We start from the raw sequence: 17,481 nt of genomic DNA on the forward strand, positions 1-17,481 counted from the left end.
ACCCGGGAATGCGCCAACTCCCCGATCATGGGCCTGGCAATGGCCAATTTGGTGGTCCGGGGCGTCGATCAAGGGGAAATGGTCGCTAGATGATCTTCAGGAGCGACCATCGCCCCTTGATCGCCGTGGAGCCCCGGCCTTCGACTGTCGTTCCAGGAGAGACAGCCTCCTGGTGGCGCTGCGCGTTGCTGGCGTCGGTGGAGTCGCCGGCCCAGCGGCGAGCGTCACGCGACGGAATGGGTGGACAGCGCCACTCCGGCGGCGGCGTAGTAGGTGTGGCTGAACTCGCACGACGTGCCGGATCTGTCGATCAGGAGCCGCTCCTTGAGCAGCAGGAGGGTCGAGGGCGGCACGTGGAGCAGTCGCCCGGTGCGTTCGTGCGCGCGCACCGCGTGCACGGTCGTCTCGATCCGTTCCACCTCGGATCCGTGGGCCTGGGCGAAGAGCTCGTCGAAATCGGCGGAAGAGTCGCAGCTCAGCGGCCGGGTGGGAACGCCTGCGCGGGAGTAGCGCAGGTACACGAGGAACGGGTGTCCGTCGCGGTACACCCGGTACTCGCCGACCCTGATCGCCGGTTCGTCCGTGCGCAGGATGCGGGCGAGGAACGGCGGGGTCGGCACCGTGGCCACGGAGAGTCGTTCCGCCCGGTACCGCCCGGTCTCCGCGGGGTCCCAGCCGATCCCGTTGTCCAGGGTGAGATCGGCGATCGTCCGCTCCACCATCGTCCCCGTCCGCCGGTTGCGCCGCACCAGACCCTCCTTGGCGAGCGCGGCGAGCCCGCGGCGCATCGAGTTGCGGCTGACACCGAAGCGCGTTGCCAGCTCCTGCTCGTCGAGCCGGGCTCGGACGGGCAGGAGGCCACTGCGCAGTGCGGCCCGGAGCTCGCCGTGAACGGATGTCGCGGACTGTCGGAGGGGGAGCTCCGCTGAATCGGCCTCGGTGCGGGCTCGGGGGACGACCACCCGCGCCGGCATCGGACGGGACGTGTGATCACGGCGGGTTCGGGTGCTGAGCGCAATCCGCGCGGCGAGGTAGTGGGAAACGCTGTACTCGCGGGGGACGCCGTCCGCGCTCCACAACACCCGGGACTTCACGAGCAGCGCGGTGCCGATCGGCACCCGGAGCTGAGCGGCGACCTTCTCGTCCGCCTCCACCGCCTCCACCCAGCAACTCACCGCGCCCAGCCTGCTGCCGTAGGCGTGGGTGAACGCCTCGTCGAAGTGGGTGTCCGACGAGGTGAGCGCCAAAGCGCGCTCGGCGCCGTCCGCCAGGCTGAACCGGGTGTAGAGCATCGTCGGCTCGCCGCGCCGAACCAGCACGAGTTCCGTGAGATGGACCAGCGGCCCGTCGTCCGCCAGGTACCGGCGGGTGAGCGGGGTGGCGGCGACCCAGCGTCGTTCCAGGACCTCGCAGTGGTACGACTCCGCGCCCGTGGTCCGCCAGCCGACTCCGTTGTCGATGTCCACGTCAGTGATGTCCGAGCGGACGACGGTCCCCGCGCGTGGTGACCGCGAGACGATCCCCTCGTCCGCCAGGAGGGTGAGCGCGGCGCGCACGGCGTTGCGGCTCACCGAGAACCGATTGACCAGCGTGGACTCGTCCAGCCGATCGTCCGCCTCGATCAGGCCGGTGCGGAGGCTGGAGCGCAGGGCGCCGTGGGCGCTGGTCACCGACCGCAGCCGCACCCGGTGATCCCGGAGGGCGCGCTCACGCGTCACGCGGCGGTACTCGAGTTCGTCCTGCGCGGCGTGCATAGGTCCTCCAGCCTGACCCGACGGGATGCTCGACGGGCCGCCGCACTGCGGCACGCACAGATCGTTGAACGAGCAGGTGCCGCCCCCGTCACCGGTTCGTAACGACCTAGTTGCGCCGGTCGGGTCGAGCTGCGCAGGCGGCAGCGAGAATCGGTGGAAAACGGCGTGCGCCGGCCGCCAGGAATGGTTCCGGCCGACTGGGGTGGCTCGCTCATGCCGGCTCTCGGGCGGCGATCCGCGCATCCCAGATTGGTCCGCGCATGCCTGCTGAGCTGTGCTTTCGTCGCCGTGCTGGGGTGCGGCGCGCCCACTGGGCATCGGCGTAATTCCGGCTTAACCCCAGGTGTCACGCCCTCGCAATACAGCTTCCATACGGTTCTCGTCGTCCCTTCAAACGCCGACGAAGATCCGGTGATGACCGTATGAGTTCATCCCCATTCCACCTGGGATGGTTCTATTCCAAGGGCTTCGGCCCGAAGGCCTGGAAGCACGGATGGGCCGGTCCGCGAGCGGCGGTGGCGCGGTTCACGAAGCCGGACGTCGCCGTCGATCTGGCGCGGGCGATGGAGCGCGCTCGCTTCGACTACCTGATGATCGAGGACTCGTCGAACGTCCCGTACACCTACCAGGGCTCGCACAACGCATACCTTCAGCACTCGGTCGACACCCCGAAGCTCGACCCGATGGTGCTGGCCCCGTTCCTGGTGCAGGCGACCGAGAAGCTCGGCGTCGTCGTCACGTGCTCGACCACCGAGTACCACCCGTTCATGTTGGCCCGCGCGATGAACGCGCTCGACCACGTCTCCGACGGTCGGGCCGGGTGGAACGTGGTCACCGGGTCGAACGACGGCGGGGCCCAGAACTACGGCCGGGACCGGCAGTACCCCCACGACGAGCGCTACGACCGGGCGGACGAGTTCCTCGAGGTCGCGCACGGGCTCTGGCGCAGCTGGGACGACGACGCCGTGGTCCTGGACCTGGAGAAGGGCGTGTTCGCCGACGGCGACAAGGTCCACCCGCTCAACCACGAGGGCACCTACTACCGTTCCCGCGGCCCGCTGTCGGCGCCGCGGTCGCCGCAGGGCGCACCGGTGATCTGCCAGGCCGGCGGGTCCGGGCGTGGCCGGGCCTTCGCCTCCCGCTGGGCTGAGACGATCATCTGCTCGGCCCGCGGCGTCGACGCCATGAAGGCCTACCGCGAGGACGTCCGCGCGCAGGCCGCCGCCGCCGGTCGCGACCCGGACTCGATCAAAGTCCTGTTCCTGGTCTCGCCGATCGTCGACGAGACGCCGGAGGCGGCACAGGAACGCAGGCAGGCGCGCTACGACTTCGCGGAGAGCGAGGTCGAGTTCGGGCTCGCCGCGCTGTCGCGCGCCTCGGGGATCGACTTCTCGCAGTTCGCGCTCGACGAGCCGCTCCCCGCCCTGAAGTCCAACGGACACCAGTCCAGCGTCGCGCAGATGGAGGGCAAGGTCCTCCGGGACGTGCTGCGTTACCAGCGCCACCTCGAGTGCGTCCCGCTGACCGGCACGGCCTCGAGCGTCGCCGCCGAGATGCGGGAGCTCATGGCGGAGGTCGGCGGGGACGGGTTCCTGCTCAACGAGAGCTACTTCTCCCGGCGGTACGTCACCGAGATCTGCGACGGACTGGTGCCCGAGCTCCAGCGGCTGGGTCTGACCCGGACCGAGTACGAGTTCGACACCTTCCGCGAGAACCTCCTGGCCTTCTAGAGGGACCCGAGATGAGCGCACGACCTTTCCACCTGGGCTGGTTCTACTCCAAGGGTTTCGGCCCGAAGGCCTGGAAGCACGAATGGGCCGGTCCCCGGTCCGCGGTGGCGCGGTTCACCAAGCCGGACACCGCCGTCGACCTGGCCCGGGCGATGGAGCGGGCCTGCTTCGACTACTTCATGATCGAGGACTCGTCGAACGTCCCGTACACCTACCAGGGCTCACACAACGCATACCTGAAGCACTCGGTCGACACCCCCAAGCTCGACCCGACCGTGCTCGCGCCCTACCTCATCGCCGCCACCGAGAAGCTCGGAATCGTCGTGACGTGCTCTACGACCGAGTACCACCCGTTCATGCTCGCCCGGAAGATGAACGCGCTCGACCACGTCTCCGACGGCCGGATCGGGTGGAACGTGGTCACCGGGTCGAACGACGGTGGCGCGCAGAACTACGGCCGGGACCGGCAGTACCCCCACGACGAGCGCTACGACCGGGCGGACGAGTTCCTCGAGGTCGTGCACGGCCTCTGGACCGGGTGGGACGAGGACGCGCTGGTCCTGGACCTGGAGAAGGGCGTCTTCGCGGACGGGAACAAGGTCCACCCGCTCAACCACGAGGGCACCTACTACCGCTCGCGCGGCCCGCTGTCGTCCCCGCGGTCGCCGCAGGGCGCCCCGGTGATCTGCCAGGCCGGTGGGTCGGGGCGCGGGCAGGCGTTCGCGGGCCGCTGGGCGGAGACGATCATCGCCTCCGCCTCCACCCCGGAGAAGATGAAGGCCTACCGGGACAACGTCCGCGCCATCGCCTCGGCGCACGGCCGCGACCCGGACCACATCAAGATCCTCTTCCTCGTCTCGCCGACCGTCGACGAGACCCAGGAGCGTGCCGAGGACCGCTACCGGCGCAGCGTGGAGATCGACCAGAACGAGATCGAGTACCAGCTCGCGTCGCTCTCCCGGCAGTCCGGGATCGACTTCTCGCAGTTCGCGCTCGACGAGCCGCTGCCCGAGAGGCTCGTGAGCAACGGGCACCAGTCGATGGTCGCCCAGTGGCAGGGCCGGGTTCTCGGCGACGTCATCCGCGGCAACCCGCTCAACTCGGGCTCCGGCGCGTTCGTCGGCACCCCGGACCGCGTCGCCGCGCACATGGACGAGGTGGTGCAGGAGGTCGGCGGGGACGGGTTCCTCCTGGTCAACAGTTACTTCTCGCGCCGGTACGTCACCGAGATCTGTGACGGCCTCGTGCCCGAGCTCCAGCGCCGCGGGCTCACCCGCACCGCGTACGAGCACGACCGGTTCCGCGACAACCTGCTCGCGTTCTAGGGGGTCACACGATGATCGTCACCGCTCAGCTGGCCCTCGGGCCGGACAGCACCCTCCCCGCCGTCGAGGGCGCGGCACGCGGTCTCGAGGCCGCGGGCGTCGCCGCGGTCTGCGTGCTCGACGCCGCCGACACCGGCGCGGTGAGCCCGTTCGAGTCGACCACCCTGTGCGGGCGGCTGGCCTCGACCACGTCGGAGATCGGGCTGGTCGCCGCCGGCTCCGCGCTCTACGGCTTCCCCTACCACCTCGCCCGGCGACTGGCGACCGTCGACCACTTCTCGGACGGCCGCTCCGGCTGGATGTTGCGGACCGGGACCGCTACCTCGGAGGTGTCGGCCTACGACTGGCGCTCCACCCTCGGGCGCACGGCGGAGCTGCATCGCGCCGCCGAGTACACCGAGATCGCCCTCGAGCTCTGGAACTCGTGGGAGGACGGCGCCCAGTACCCGGACAAGGCGACCGGGGACTACAAGGACGACTCCCGGATCCACGCGATCGCCTACCGATCGCTGGCCTTCCGGGTCGAGGGTCCGCTGGACGTCCCACCGTCGCCGCAGCGGCGTCCGGTGTTGCTCGCCGAGGTCGGCACGGCCGAGGAGGCGGCGTACCTCGCCCCGGTGGTGGACGTCGCGCTGGTCCCGGACGCGGCACTCGCCGCGGCCGTGCAGGAGGGGGACCCGACCACGCTCGTCCTGCTCGTCCTGCCCGCGGACACCCCGGCCGCGGAGGCCTCGCGGCGCTGCCTCGACGCGGACGCCGCCGGCGTCTCGCTCGAGTGCTCGACCGACACCGCCGACGCCGCGGCCGCGTTGGCCGCCGCGTTCGGTGCCACCCGCGGACCGGGCGGCACGCTCGCCGCCGCGCTCGGCCTCGCCGAGACCCTGACCCACGGAGGACGCGCCGCATGACGCGCATGCACCCCACGAAGCACCCCGAGATGCACCCCAAGATGCACCTCAGCCTCAACCTCACCGAGTACGGCCGCCACTCCGGCGGTTGGCGGCACGCCGCCAGCGACGTCAGCCGGATCCCGAACCTCGCGGCCTACCGGCACGCGGTGCGGACGGCGGAGCGCGGGCTGTTCGACCAGGCCTTCATCGCGGACACCCCGGTGCACAGCTGGGGCCGTTCCAGTGCCACCACCACCCGCATCGACCCGCTGGAGATCGCGGCGGCGCTGTCGACCGAGACCGAGCACATCGCGATCATCGCGACGCTCTCCACCAGCTACAACGAGCCCTTCGACGTCGCCCGCCGAGCGGCGTCGGTCGACGCGATCACCGGCGGCCGGCTCGGGATCAACTACGTCGCCTCGACCGGCGACGCGACGGCCCGCAACTTCCACCGGGCCCGTCAGCTCCCGCACGACCAGCGCTACGCGCGGTCCAACGAGTTCATCGAGGTCGCCACGAAGCTGTGGGCGAACGCCCCGACGGCCGGCCGGTCCGGCTCCCGCGTCGAGCACCACGGCCGCTTCTTCGACGTGGATGCCTGCCTGGACGTCCGGCAGCCGATGCACGGCAGACCGCTGATCGTCCAGGCCGGCTCCTCGGCGGAGGGCCGCGACCTGGCTGCCCGCTGGGCCGACGCGATCTACGCGGGCGGGTCCACCCTGGAGCGGGCCCAGGAGTACTACCAGGACATCAAGGCCCGCGCGGTCGCCTACGGCCGGGACCCGGACAGCATCAAGGTGCTGCTCGGCATCGCCCCGTTCCTCGGCGACACCGCCGAGGAGGCGGCCGAACTGCAGGCCGTGCTGGACGCCAACCACGCCGAGGGCGCGGACCTCGTCGGGCACCTGTCCGGCCTGCTCGAGTACGACCTGCGCGCGCACGACCCGGAGGGCCCGCTGCCGTTCGACCTGCTGCCGGCGGTGAAGTCCGCGAGCGTCAGCCAGGCCACCCTGTTCACCCGCATGGCCCGTGAGGAGAGCCTGACGATCGCGGAGACCGCCTACCGCTCCTACGTCGGTGGGCTGGCGAACATGCAGTTCGTCGCCACCGGGACGCCCGTGCACGTGGCGGACGTGATGGAGGAGTGGTTCCGCGCGGGCACTTGCGACGGCTACTCCATCGTCGCGCCGATCCTGCCGCAGACCGTCGACGCGTTCGTGGACGGCGTGGTGCCGATCCTGCAGCAGCGCGGCCTGTTCCGGACCGCCTACGAAGGCAGCACCATCACCTCCCACTTCGGCCTCTCCGCGCTGGATCCCCGCGTCCCGGCGGCGGTGGCGTGATGGCGGGCCGCACGCAGGACGTCGCGCCCTTCCACCTGGCCTGGTTCACCTCGTTCACCGCCCCGGCGTGGCGCTCGACGTTCGGCGGGGACACCGGTACCGAGTGGATGACCGGCGAGTACTACGTGTCGATGGCCCGCCAGCTGGAGCGCGCGGGCTTCGACTTCATGATGTTCGAGGACTCCACGATGGTGTCCGAGGCGCTCGGCGGCACCATGGAGCAGGACCTCAAGCACAGCCTGCACTCGCCGAAGCTGGACCCGTTCCCGCTGCTCCCGCTGCTGGCCGGGGCCACGAAGCACATGGGCTTCATCGCCACCGGGTCCACGTCGTTCTACTCGCCGTTCATCCTGGCGCGCGTCATGGCCACCATGGACCACCTCACGGCGGGCCGGATCGGCTGGAACATCGTCACCTCGTCCGAGGACGTCGCGGCGCAGAACTACGGCATGGAGGCGCTGCCCCCGCACGACGAGCGCTACGACCGCGCCGAGGAGTTCGTGCAGGTCGTCAAGGCGCTCTGGGATTCCTGGGAGCCGGGCGCGATCGTGATGGACCGGGAGACCGGGCACTACGCCGACCACACCAAGGTCCACCGGATCGACTACCGCGGGAAGTACCACTCCTCACGGGGCCCGCTGAACATGCCGGCTGGCCCGCAGGGACATCCGGTGCTCTGCCAGGCCGGCGGCTCGCCGAAGGGCCGGGACTTCGCCGCGAAGCACGCCAACGTGATCGTGGCGACCAACCCGAACGTCGAGAAGATGGCCGCGTACCGGGCGGACATCCGGGAGCGGGCGGCCCGGCACGGCCGCGACCCGGACGACGTCAAGGTGCTGTTCCACGCCGCGCCGGTCGTCGCGGAGACCACGGAGGAGGCCCAGGCCGCCTACCACCGGATCTTCGGGATGGACGACCCGCTGCAGATCGAGCAGACCCTGGCCATGACCGCGGCCGTCACGGAGATCGACTTCTTCAAGTACGACCTCGACGCGCCCATGCCGCAGGACCTCACGACCAACGGCCACCAGTCCGTGCTGGACGACTTCATGAAGCGCAACGAGGGCAGGACCCTGCGGGAGTCGCTGGGCGAGCGCCTCCGGCTCGGCCCGCTGCTCGTCGGGACGGTGTCCGAGGTGGCGGACCAGATGGAGGACGTCGTCGCCCGCACCGGCGGCGACGGCTTCCTGATCCGGGCGGAGACGGGGTTGTCCCACACCCGGCGCTACATCGACGAGATCTGCTCCGGCCTGGCCCCCGAGCTGCGCCGCCGCGGGCTGATCCGCAGCGACTACCCGAACCCCCTGTTCAAGGACAACCTGCTCCAGTTCTAGGAGAGAAGAACGTGACTGCCAACCCCTTCCACCTCGCCTGGTTCGGTGCGGGTGGCTTCGGTGTGAAGTCCTGGAACAAGACCTGGTCGGGGCGCGGCGCGGTGGACTGGGCGAGTCCGCAGCTGTGGGTCGACATCGCACAGGCCCTGGAGCGGGCGCGTTTCGACTACATCATCATCGAGGACTCGTCCTACGTCCCGGACGCCTACGGGTCCAGCTCGAAGGCGTACCTGTCCAGCGCCACCGCCACACCCAAGATGGACCCGACGGTGCTGGCGCCGATCATGGCGCACCTCACCAGCCGGATCGGCATCGTGCCGACGCTGTCGGTCACCGAGTACCACCCGTACATGCTGGCCCGGAAGATCAACACTCTGGACCACATGTCGCAGGGCCGCACCGGCTGGAACATCGTCACCTCCTCCAGCCACCGGGCCGCGCAGAACTACGGCAAGGACCTGCTGGAGGAGCACGACCTGCGCTACGACATCGCGGACGAGTTCTTCGACGTCAGCTGCCGGTTGTGGGAGTCGTGGGAGCCGGACGCGGTCACCCTGGACGAGCAGAACGGGGTGTGGGCCGACTACGAGAAGGTCCACACGATCGACTTCGAGGGCAAGTTCTTCAAGGTCCGCGGCCCGCTCAACGCGCCGCAGTCCCCGCAGGGCCGGCCGGTCTTCACCCAGGCAGGAGGGTCGCCAAGGGGCAAGCGGTTCGCCGCGCGCACCGCGAACTCGGTGATCTCGGGCGTCGAGGGCGGCGTCGAGGCCATGAAGCGGTTCCGGGACGACATCCGCGAGCAGGCCATCGCCTACGGCCGCGACCCGGACGACGTCAAGGTGCTGTTCATGGCCTCCCCGGTCGTCGGCGAGACGGACGAGGAGGCCCAGGCCAAGCGGGAGCGCCAGATCGCGTTCGCCGAGGCGCACCCCGAGCTCGGGTTGCTGCACCTGTCCCGGCACTCCGGCATCGACTTCGCGCAGTTCCCGCTCGACGAGCCGATCCCGGACACCGCGACGACCAACGGCCACCAGCAGATGCTGGCCCAGGCCGTCGGCAAGACGCCGCGGGAGTTCCTGCGGGGGAGCCTGTCCACGATGGAGTTCGTCGGCAGCTCCGACACCATCGCCGCGACGATGGACGAGGTCATGCAGGAAGTCGGCGGCGACGGCTTCCTCATCGCGAACTTCGACCTCAACCGCCGCTACGTCAGCGAGATCGCTGACGGCCTGGTCCCCGCGCTGCAGCGTCGTGGCCTCACCCGGACCGAGTACACCCACTCCCGCTTCCGGGACAACCTGCTCGAGTTCTGAGCCCGCACCCGGGGTCCGGGCCGACGACCCCCGAATCGAGGACCTCGTGATCGAACCCGACACCTCGCGCCCCGCGGTCGACCCGCTGCTCGCCGTCCGCGACCTGACCGTCCGCTACGGCAGCGGTGCCGACGGCACGCTCGCCGTGCACCGCGCCACCCTGACGATCGAACGCGGCGAGCACGTCGCGATCGTGGGGGAGTCCGGCTCGGGCAAGACCACGCTCGCGCTGGCCGTCGCGGGCCTGCTTCCGCTGGAGGGCGTGGACACGACGACGCAGTCCTTCCGGTTCGCCGGCACGGACGTGGTGCGCGGCCCGCGACACGCCGTCCCGCATCGCACCCCGGGCATGTCGATGGTGTTCCAGGACGCCATGACCTCCCTCGACCCGGTCGCGACCATCGGCTCGCAGTTCACCGACGTCCTGCGCGGCGTGCGTCGGGTCTCCCGCCGGGAGGCGCGGTCGCTCACCGTCGACTGGCTCGGCAGCGTCGGGCTGCACGACGCCGAGCGGGTGGTCAAGCTGCGCCCCTACGAGCTCTCGGGCGGCATGCGGCAGCGCGTGATGATCGCCCTCGCGCTGTGCAGCGAGCCGAAGCTGCTGATCGCGGACGAGCCGACGTCCGCACTCGACGCGTCACTGAGCCGGGACGTCATGGACCTGTTGCGGGACATGACCCAGCGCACCGGGGCGAGCCTGCTCGTCGTCAGCCACGACATCGAGCTCTGCCGGATGTACGTGGACCGGATCGTCGTCATGTACCACGGCCGGATCGTGGACGTGGTACGCGCGGACCGGGTGGAGCAGGACGCCACGCACCCCTACACGCTGGCGCTCACCGAGTGCGTGCCCACCCTCGACTCCGCCCGGCTGCACCGGCTGCCGACCCTGTCCGACGCGGCCCGCGCCGAGTTCGACCGGATCTCCGCGGAGCAGGCTGCGGGGGAGCCCCGCACCCCCGCAGCCGCGCGGGCCGAGCTCGAGCGGGTGTCCGCGTGAGCCGCCCGGTGTCGCTGCGGGCGGAGGGGGTGATGCGCGCCTTCGGGCGCGGCGCTGCCCGGCACGTCGCCGTGCACCCGCTGGACCTGGAGATCACCTCGTCCACGTCCCTCGGGATCGTGGGGGAGTCGGGCTCCGGGAAGTCCACGCTCTCCCGGCTGCTGGTGGGGCTGGACCAGCCCACCGAGGGCACGGTGACCCTGGACGGCGCCCCTGTGGCGCAGCTGCTGGGCACCAGGTTCGGGCTCCGTGACCTGCGGCGCACCGTGCAGTACGTCGCCCAGGACACGTTCTCCTCGTTCGACCCGCGCCGCACCCTGCGGGACGCCGTGGCCACTCCGCTGCGGGTGCTGCGCGAGCTCGAGGGGGCCACTGCCGAGGCGGAGATCCTGCCCGTGCTGGACCTGCTCAGGCTGGACCGGCGGATGCTCGACCGCTACCCGAGCCAGCTCTCCGGCGGGCAGCGTCAGCGGTTCGCCCTGGCCCGCTCGCTCGTCGTGCGGCCGCGGATCCTGCTGTGCGACGAGGTGGTCTCGGCACTGGACGTCTCGGTGCAGGGCGCGGTGCTCAACATGATCCGGGACTACTGCGAGGAGCACGGGGTGGGCCTCGGGTTCGTCTCGCACGGGCTGCCCGCGACCGCCTTCGTGGCCGACGAGCTGCTGGTCATGTGCCGGGGCGCGGTGGTGGAGCGCGGGCCGACGCAGCAGGTGCTGGACCGCCCGACCCACCCGTACACGATCTCCCTGCTCGACGCGTACCGCCGTGGACCGCGGCACCTCGTCCCCCTGGCGGAGCCGGCGTGACGGTGTCCCACTCCTTCTCCGAGCGGGTGTCGGAGCCGGTCGGCCGGCCCGGCTGGGCCGTCCTCGTCGTCACGACGTTCGGCAGCCTGCTGATCTTCCTGAACAGCACGGCCACGAACGTCGCGCTCCCCGCCATCTCGGCGGACCTGTCGATCGCGGCGGCGACGGCGGACTGGATCCTGCTGTCGTTCATGCTCACCCTGTCGATGTCCGTGCTGATCGTCTCGCGGATCTCGGACATGATCGGGCGGCGCCGGATCTACCTCGCGGGGCTCGCGGTACTCGTCGTGTCCAGCATCGGCGCCGCGTTCACCGGCGGGGCGGCCCTGCTCGCCGCGCTGCGCGGGGTGCAGGGCGTGGCCGCCGCGATCATCATCACCGGCGCCACCGCGGTGATCTCGGACGTCTTCCCGGCGCACCGGCTGGCGGGCGCGCTGAGCATCAACATCATGATGGCGTCGGTGGCGGGGATGCTCGGACCGCTGGTCGGGGCGCTGCTGCTGGAGGGCTTCGGCTGGCGGTCCCTGTTCCTGGTCAACGTGCCGTTCGGGCTGGTCGCGCTGGTGCTGGCGGCCAGGTGGCTCCCGCACGACCGGCGTGGGCCGGTCGCGGGGGAGTCGCTGGACGTTCCGGGGGCGATCCTCTCGGCAGGCGGGCTCGCGTGCCTGCTGCTCGCGGTGAACCGCTCGTCCGCCTGGGGCGTCACCGATCCGCGGGTGGTCGGGCTCTTCGCCGTGGCGGTCGCGGTGCTGGGCGCGTTCGTGGTCGTGGAGCGCCGGGCGGCCCGGCCGCTGGTCGACCTCGGCCTGGTGGCCGACCCGAACCGGGCGCTGGCCTACGCCACCGCGTTCCTGATGGCCCTGCCGCAGGCCGCCTCGCTGGTCCTCGTGGTGCTCTACCAGCAGACCGTGCTCGGTGCCCCGAGCATCGAGGCGGGGGTCGCCGCAACGGTGGCCGCTGCCGCGCTCGTGGTCACCTCCCCGATCGCGGGCGTCCTCGCCCGGTTCCTGACCCCGCGCGCGGTCTCCTCGGCGGGCTGCGGGCTCGCCGCGGTGGGCTACCTGCTGCTCGGCCTGTCCATGAGCGGCGCGGGGACCGGCCCCCTGTTCCACCTCGGGCTCGTGCTCGTCGGTGCGGGCAACGGGATCTTCATGGCGCCCAACACGGCGTCGATCGTGCGCGGTCTGCCGGTGGATCGGCGCGGGATCGCCAACGGCATCCGGTCCCTCATGTTCAACAGCGCCCAGGCCCTCGGCGCCGCGACGGCTCTGCTGCTCGCCGCCGCCGGGCTCGCCCGAGCCGGGATCGGCGGCTACGACGGCGTCGCCGCCGATCCCTCCGGCGCCCTCTGGGGCTTCCACCTGGCCGCCGCGGTGCTCGTCGGCTGTGCGCTCGCCGCCACCGCCACGTCGCTGCGGAGATCCGGCACCTGGCTCGTCAGACCCACCCCCGTGCCAGCACCGGCGCCGTCGCCCGCACCGAGAGGAGAGGACCGTTGACCCCCTTCCTGGCCCGGCACCGCTGGTGGCTCACCCGCACGCTGGTGCTGCCGCTGCACATCGCGGTCTTCGCCAGCGTGGCGTTCTTCCTGGTGCGGCTCGTGCCGGGGGATCCGGTCATGGCCCGGGTGGACGCGAGCGGCGGCTTCACGCCGGAGGACTACGCCCGGGCGGCCGAGCAGATGGGCCTGTCCGGCTCGATCTGGGAGCAGTTCGGCCGGTTCTGGTCCGCACTGATCACGTTCGACCTCGGCACCTCGCCCGTGACCGGCCGCCCGGTGTGGGAGGAGGTGATGTCGCGGCTGCCGTCCACGATCGAGCTCGTCACGCTCGGGCTGCTCGGGTCGGTCGTCCTCGCGCTGGTCCTGGCGCTGATCACGCTCAGCACGCGCCGCCCCCGGCTGCACACGGTGCTGCGGGGCTACGGCAAGCTCGCCGGTGCGGTGCCGGACTTCGCCGTGGCGATCCTCGGTCTGGTGCTGTTCTACGTGGTGCTGCAGGTGATCCCGGCGCCGCTAGGCCGCGTCGACCCGCGGATGTCGCTGCCGGACGTCATCGGGTTCCCGTTGCTCGACAGCGTGATCACCGGCCGGTGGGACGTCGTCGGGGCCATCGTGGCCCGCTACGTGCTGCCGCTCTCCGTGCTGGTCCTGGTGCACACCCCGAGCCTGTGGCGGCAGCTGAGCCTGGGGCTGTCCGAGCAGGTCGCGGCCCCACCCACGCTGTTCAAGGTCGCGTCCGGAGCCACCCGGCTCTCGGTGTACCTGTCCGTGCTGCGCCGGGCCTGCGCGTCGTCGGTGGTGATGCTCGGCGCGATGTTCGGCGGCCTCATCGGCGGCGTCGTCGTGATCGAGGAGCTCTTCGGCTTCGGCGGCGTCGGCCGGTTCGCCATCACGTCGGTGGAGCAGCTCGACTTCGTGGGCCTGCAGGGCTTCCTGGTCGTGGTGGCCGCGCTGTGCCTGCTGGTCTTCTTCCTCGTCGACCTCGTGAACATGATCCTCGACCCCCGACGCCGCCCGGGCGTCCGAGTGGACGGCTGAGCGCCATGACCGAAGCACTCGTCGCGGTTCCCCCCTCCGTCACCGCCACGACCCCGCGCCGTGGCGCGTCGGCGTGGCGCACCTGGCTGCCCGCTGGGCCGTTCGCGGTGTTCGTGCTGCTCACGATCGTCGCCCGCTGGGTGGTCCCGTTCGACCCGGAGACGGTCGTCGCGCCCGCCAACCTCGCCCCGGGCGGCGCCCACGCGTTCGGCACCGACTCGACCGGCATGGACGTGTTCTCCCGGACGATCGCCGCTACCCGGGTCAACCTCGTGATGGCCGTGCTGGTCACGCTGATGGCCACGGTCACCGGCCTGGTGCTCGGCCTCGTGCTGGGCATGAACGAGGCGGCGGGCGGTGTGCGCGGGCTGGTCGGCCGCGGCATGACCCGGTTCACCGACCTGACCGACGCCGTGCCGCCGCTGATCGTCGGCGTCGTCGTGGTCGGGCTGTTCGGGCCGTCGCTGGTCAGCCTGAGCGTGGCGCTCGCGTTGATCCTGATGCCCAACCAGGTGCGGCTCACCCGCGCCGAGGTGCTGAAGGTGCGCGGGGACGCCTACGTCGACGCCGCCCGGATGGCGGGCCTCCTGCCTTGGCAGGTCATGGTCCGCCACGTGCTGCCCAACTCGGCCCGGCCCGCGATCGAGAACAGTTCCAACGTCTTCGGGGTCTCGATCATCGTCTCCGCGTCGCTCGGGTTCCTCGGTGTCGGCCTGAACCCGCCGACCCCGGAGTGGGGCGTGATGATCTCCAGCGGCATCTCAGACGTCATGCTCGGCGGCTGGTGGACCACCCTCTTCCCGGCGATCGCGCTCTGCGCCGCCGTGTCGTCCGCCGCACTGCTCGCCGGCGTCATCACCCGCCTGACCCGCTCCCCGGGCCACTGACCCCCGCTGTGCCACCCCCCAAGGAGATCCCCCGTGACCCAGCCCGACCCCCTGGAGAACCCGGCCTTCGGTCGCCGCCGCTTCCTCACCGGTGGCCTGTCCGCCCTCGGCCTGCTCGCGCTCGCCGCCTGCGGGGGCGGCGCCGGGAGCGCCGCGGGCGGCGGCGGCGGCAACCGCTCGCTCGTCGTCGCCGTGCCGGCGCTGGCGCCGACGCTGGACGGCGTCGTCGGCGGCGGGGGCCTCACCCTGGAGTCGTTCGAGATGAACGCCAACCTCCAGGCCGGACTCGTCCGCAACCCGTACATCGCGGGCACGACGCCGAACACCGCGGTGCAGGACTTCAACACCTACGTCGGCTACCTCGCCGAGTCCTACGACGTGTCACCGGACGGCCTGACCTACACCTTCCACCTGCGCCCCGGGCTGATGAGCCCGCTGGGCAACGCCATCACCGCGGACGACGTGCTGTGGTCCTTCGAGCGCAAGTGGAACACCCCCACCTACTCGAACACGGTGTGGCAGGGCGGGTTCGCGGGCCCCGAGGCGATCAGCAAGGTCGACGACCGGACCGTCGCGTTCACCCTGACCAGCGCCGGCTTCGGCCTCACCTTCCTCGGACTGCTCGCGAACCTGCAGGGCCACATCTACGACTCCACCGCCCTCAAGCAGCACGCCACGTCCGAGGACCCCTACGCACTGGAGTGGGCGAAGGCGAACGGCGGCTGGGGCCTCGGCCCGTACCACGTCACGTCACAGACCCCCGACCAGGAGATGGTGCTGACCGCCAACCCGAACTACGCCTACGGCGCCCCGGCGATCAGCCAGGTCACCTTGCGCGTGGTCGGGGACGCGGGCACCCGGGCGTCGCTCGTGGCGAGCGGGGACGTGGACATCGCCGAGGGCACCCGGCCCACCGACCAGGCCCGGCTCGCGGGCAACAGCGCCGTCGTCGTGCCCGAGGCGGACCCGATCGAGTACGTCGACCTGACCCTCGTGACGAACAAGGCGCCGTTCGACGACGAGCGGGTCCGCCGGGCCATGGCCCTCGCCGTCCCCTACGACCAGATCATGGAGCAGATCTACGCGGGCCGGGCGGTCCCGATGATCGGCAACATCAACCCGAACACCCGCAACTACGACGTCTCGCAGCTGCCGACGCCGTCGTCCGACGCCGCCCGCGCGAAGGCCCTGCTGGCCGACGCGGGCCATGACCGGATCGCCTACACGCTCACGGTGTCCACGGCCACCCAGGACCTCGTCGACGCCAGCGTGCTGATCCAGTCCTACGCCCGTGACGCCGGTTTCGACATCACCATCGACCAGCGGACGGCCGCGGACTTCTCGACCGTCCGCAACGGGGCGACCGGACAGGCGATCATCTACCGCAACCGGTCCCAGGTCCAGACTCCGACCTACTCCTGCACGATCTTCTGGAAGCCGAACGACGACGCGTCCAACCCCTCCCGGTGGGAGGACGCCTCCGCGGCGCGCTTCTGGGAGGTCGTGGACCGCGCCCAGGCCATCGCCGATCCACTCAGCCCCGAGGCGGGCGCGCTGTGGGTGCAGGCGCAGCAGATCCTGGTGGACTCGTCGCCGGAGATATTCGTCTGCTCGATCCAGCCCTCCCAGATCTTCCGCACCGACGTCGGCGGCTTCACCTACCGGTCGGAGAACGCGATCGACTTCGGCAACATCACCTTCCTCGACGCCTGACCCGCAAGCGGGACGCGGCAGTGCCGGCGCGTCCCGTTCCCCTACCACGGAAGGGACGACCACGCCCTCCGAACGCCCGGCGGCGGCATCGACCGCACCCGCCGGTACCCCACCTGCCCGCAGTCCCTACGGCGTCCTCGCCGTCACCAGCCTCGCGCTCGCGTTGGTGCTGGTCAACGGCACGTCGATCAACGTCGCGTTGCCGGACCTCTCGCGCGCCTTCGGCTCCCCCGCGGGCCTGGCCGACTGGTTCCTGCTCGCCTTCCTGCTCGCCAACACCGCGTCCATCCTGGTGTTCGGCCGCATCTCCGACCTGGTCGGCAGGAGACGGATCTACCTCGCGGGGATGACGGCCTTCATGGTCCTGAGCCTGCTGGCGACCGTCGTGCCGGACGCAGGCACCTTCATCGCGGTGCGTGCGCTGCAGGGCGTGTCCGCCGCGACCATCGTCGCGAACACCTCGGCGCTGGTCGCCGACGCCTTCCCCGAGCACCGGCTCGCCCACGGGCTCAGCCTCAACCTCACCGCCGCCTCCGTGGCGAACACGGCGGGCCCCCCGATCGGAGGGCTGCTCGTGTCGGCAGCGGGCTGGCAGGCGCTGTTCCTGGTCAACGTGCCGTTCGGGCTCGCCGCTCTGCTGCTCGGACTGCGTGTGCTCCCCGCGGCGCGCCGGCGGACCGGGCCGCGCGAGACGTTCGACGCCAGGGGCGCGGTGCTCTCGGCCGCCGCGCTCGGGGCGCTGCTGTACGGCGTGAACCGGCTGTCGACGGCGGGTCCCGTGGACCTGTGCGGGTGGGCCCTGCTCATCGCGGGTGTCCTGCTGCTCGTCACCTTCGGGCTGCTC

Annotated in this window: 13 protein-coding genes and 1 pseudogene; 13 read left to right on the forward strand and 1 reads right to left on the reverse strand. The window is 71.3% G+C overall.

The window, feature by feature from the left end:
* Window positions 1–224: 224 nt before the first annotated feature.
* Entirely contained in the window at window positions 225–1,997 is a 1,773-nt protein-coding gene (locus ACFPL3_RS15355; protein ID WP_343941678.1) for a GntR family transcriptional regulator, read from the reverse strand.
* Between the two features lie 179 nt (window positions 1,998–2,176).
* Between ACFPL3_RS15355 and ACFPL3_RS15360 the strand changes: the two genes are divergently transcribed.
* The 13 genes and pseudogenes from ACFPL3_RS15360 to ACFPL3_RS15420 form a co-directional block, all read left to right on the forward strand.
* Entirely contained in the window at window positions 2,177–3,484 is a 1,308-nt protein-coding gene (locus ACFPL3_RS15360; RefSeq protein WP_343941677.1) for an NtaA/DmoA family FMN-dependent monooxygenase, read from the forward strand.
* 11 nt (window positions 3,485–3,495) lie between these two features.
* The gene (locus ACFPL3_RS15365; protein WP_343941676.1) at window positions 3,496–4,809 is read left to right on the forward strand and encodes an NtaA/DmoA family FMN-dependent monooxygenase; all 1,314 of its coding nucleotides are present in this window, start codon (window positions 3,496–3,498) and stop codon (window positions 4,807–4,809) included.
* A gap of 11 nt (window positions 4,810–4,820) precedes the next feature.
* Complete coding sequence (locus ACFPL3_RS15370) at window positions 4,821–5,717, forward strand: LLM class flavin-dependent oxidoreductase (protein ID WP_343941675.1); 897 nt, start codon at window positions 4,821–4,823, stop codon at window positions 5,715–5,717.
* Complete coding sequence (locus tag ACFPL3_RS15375; protein ID WP_343941674.1) at window positions 5,714–7,045, forward strand: NtaA/DmoA family FMN-dependent monooxygenase; 1,332 nt, start codon at window positions 5,714–5,716, stop codon at window positions 7,043–7,045. Before ACFPL3_RS15370 ends, ACFPL3_RS15375 begins: the two co-directional genes overlap by 4 nt.
* Complete coding sequence (locus ACFPL3_RS15380; protein ID WP_343941673.1) at window positions 7,045–8,379, forward strand: NtaA/DmoA family FMN-dependent monooxygenase; 1,335 nt, start codon at window positions 7,045–7,047, stop codon at window positions 8,377–8,379. Before ACFPL3_RS15375 ends, ACFPL3_RS15380 begins: the two co-directional genes overlap by 1 nt.
* Window positions 8,380–8,390: 11 nt before the next feature.
* Complete coding sequence (locus ACFPL3_RS15385) at window positions 8,391–9,692, forward strand: NtaA/DmoA family FMN-dependent monooxygenase (RefSeq protein ID WP_343941672.1); 1,302 nt, start codon at window positions 8,391–8,393, stop codon at window positions 9,690–9,692.
* 46 nt (window positions 9,693–9,738) lie between these two features.
* Complete coding sequence (locus ACFPL3_RS15390; RefSeq protein ID WP_343941671.1) at window positions 9,739–10,692, forward strand: ABC transporter ATP-binding protein; 954 nt, start codon at window positions 9,739–9,741, stop codon at window positions 10,690–10,692.
* Entirely contained in the window at window positions 10,689–11,498 is an 810-nt protein-coding gene (locus ACFPL3_RS15395; RefSeq protein ID WP_343941670.1) for an ABC transporter ATP-binding protein, read from the forward strand. Before ACFPL3_RS15390 ends, ACFPL3_RS15395 begins: the two co-directional genes overlap by 4 nt.
* Window positions 11,495–12,997, forward strand: a complete 1,503-nt coding sequence (locus ACFPL3_RS15400; protein ID WP_343941669.1) for an MFS transporter — start codon at window positions 11,495–11,497, stop codon at window positions 12,995–12,997. Before ACFPL3_RS15395 ends, ACFPL3_RS15400 begins: the two co-directional genes overlap by 4 nt.
* A complete protein-coding gene (locus ACFPL3_RS15405) occupies window positions 12,994–14,037 on the forward strand; it encodes an ABC transporter permease (RefSeq protein WP_343941668.1) in 1,044 nt (347 codons plus the stop codon). The genes ACFPL3_RS15400 and ACFPL3_RS15405 overlap by 4 nt, the downstream gene beginning before the upstream one ends.
* Before the next feature lie 5 nt (window positions 14,038–14,042).
* Window positions 14,043–14,924, forward strand: a complete 882-nt coding sequence (locus ACFPL3_RS15410) for an ABC transporter permease (RefSeq protein WP_343941667.1) — start codon at window positions 14,043–14,045, stop codon at window positions 14,922–14,924.
* Between the two features lie 33 nt (window positions 14,925–14,957).
* A complete protein-coding gene (locus ACFPL3_RS15415; RefSeq protein ID WP_343941666.1) occupies window positions 14,958–16,637 on the forward strand; it encodes an ABC transporter substrate-binding protein in 1,680 nt (559 codons plus the stop codon).
* 160 nt (window positions 16,638–16,797) lie between these two features.
* A pseudogene (locus ACFPL3_RS15420) lies at window positions 16,798–17,454 on the forward strand (MFS transporter); the annotation flags it as partial.
* Window positions 17,455–17,481: the final 27 nt, after the last annotated feature.

The sequence above is a fragment of the Pseudonocardia zijingensis genome (assembly GCF_042657305.1).
In the GTDB taxonomy this organism is placed as follows: domain Bacteria; phylum Actinomycetota; class Actinomycetes; order Mycobacteriales; family Pseudonocardiaceae; genus Pseudonocardia; species Pseudonocardia zijingensis.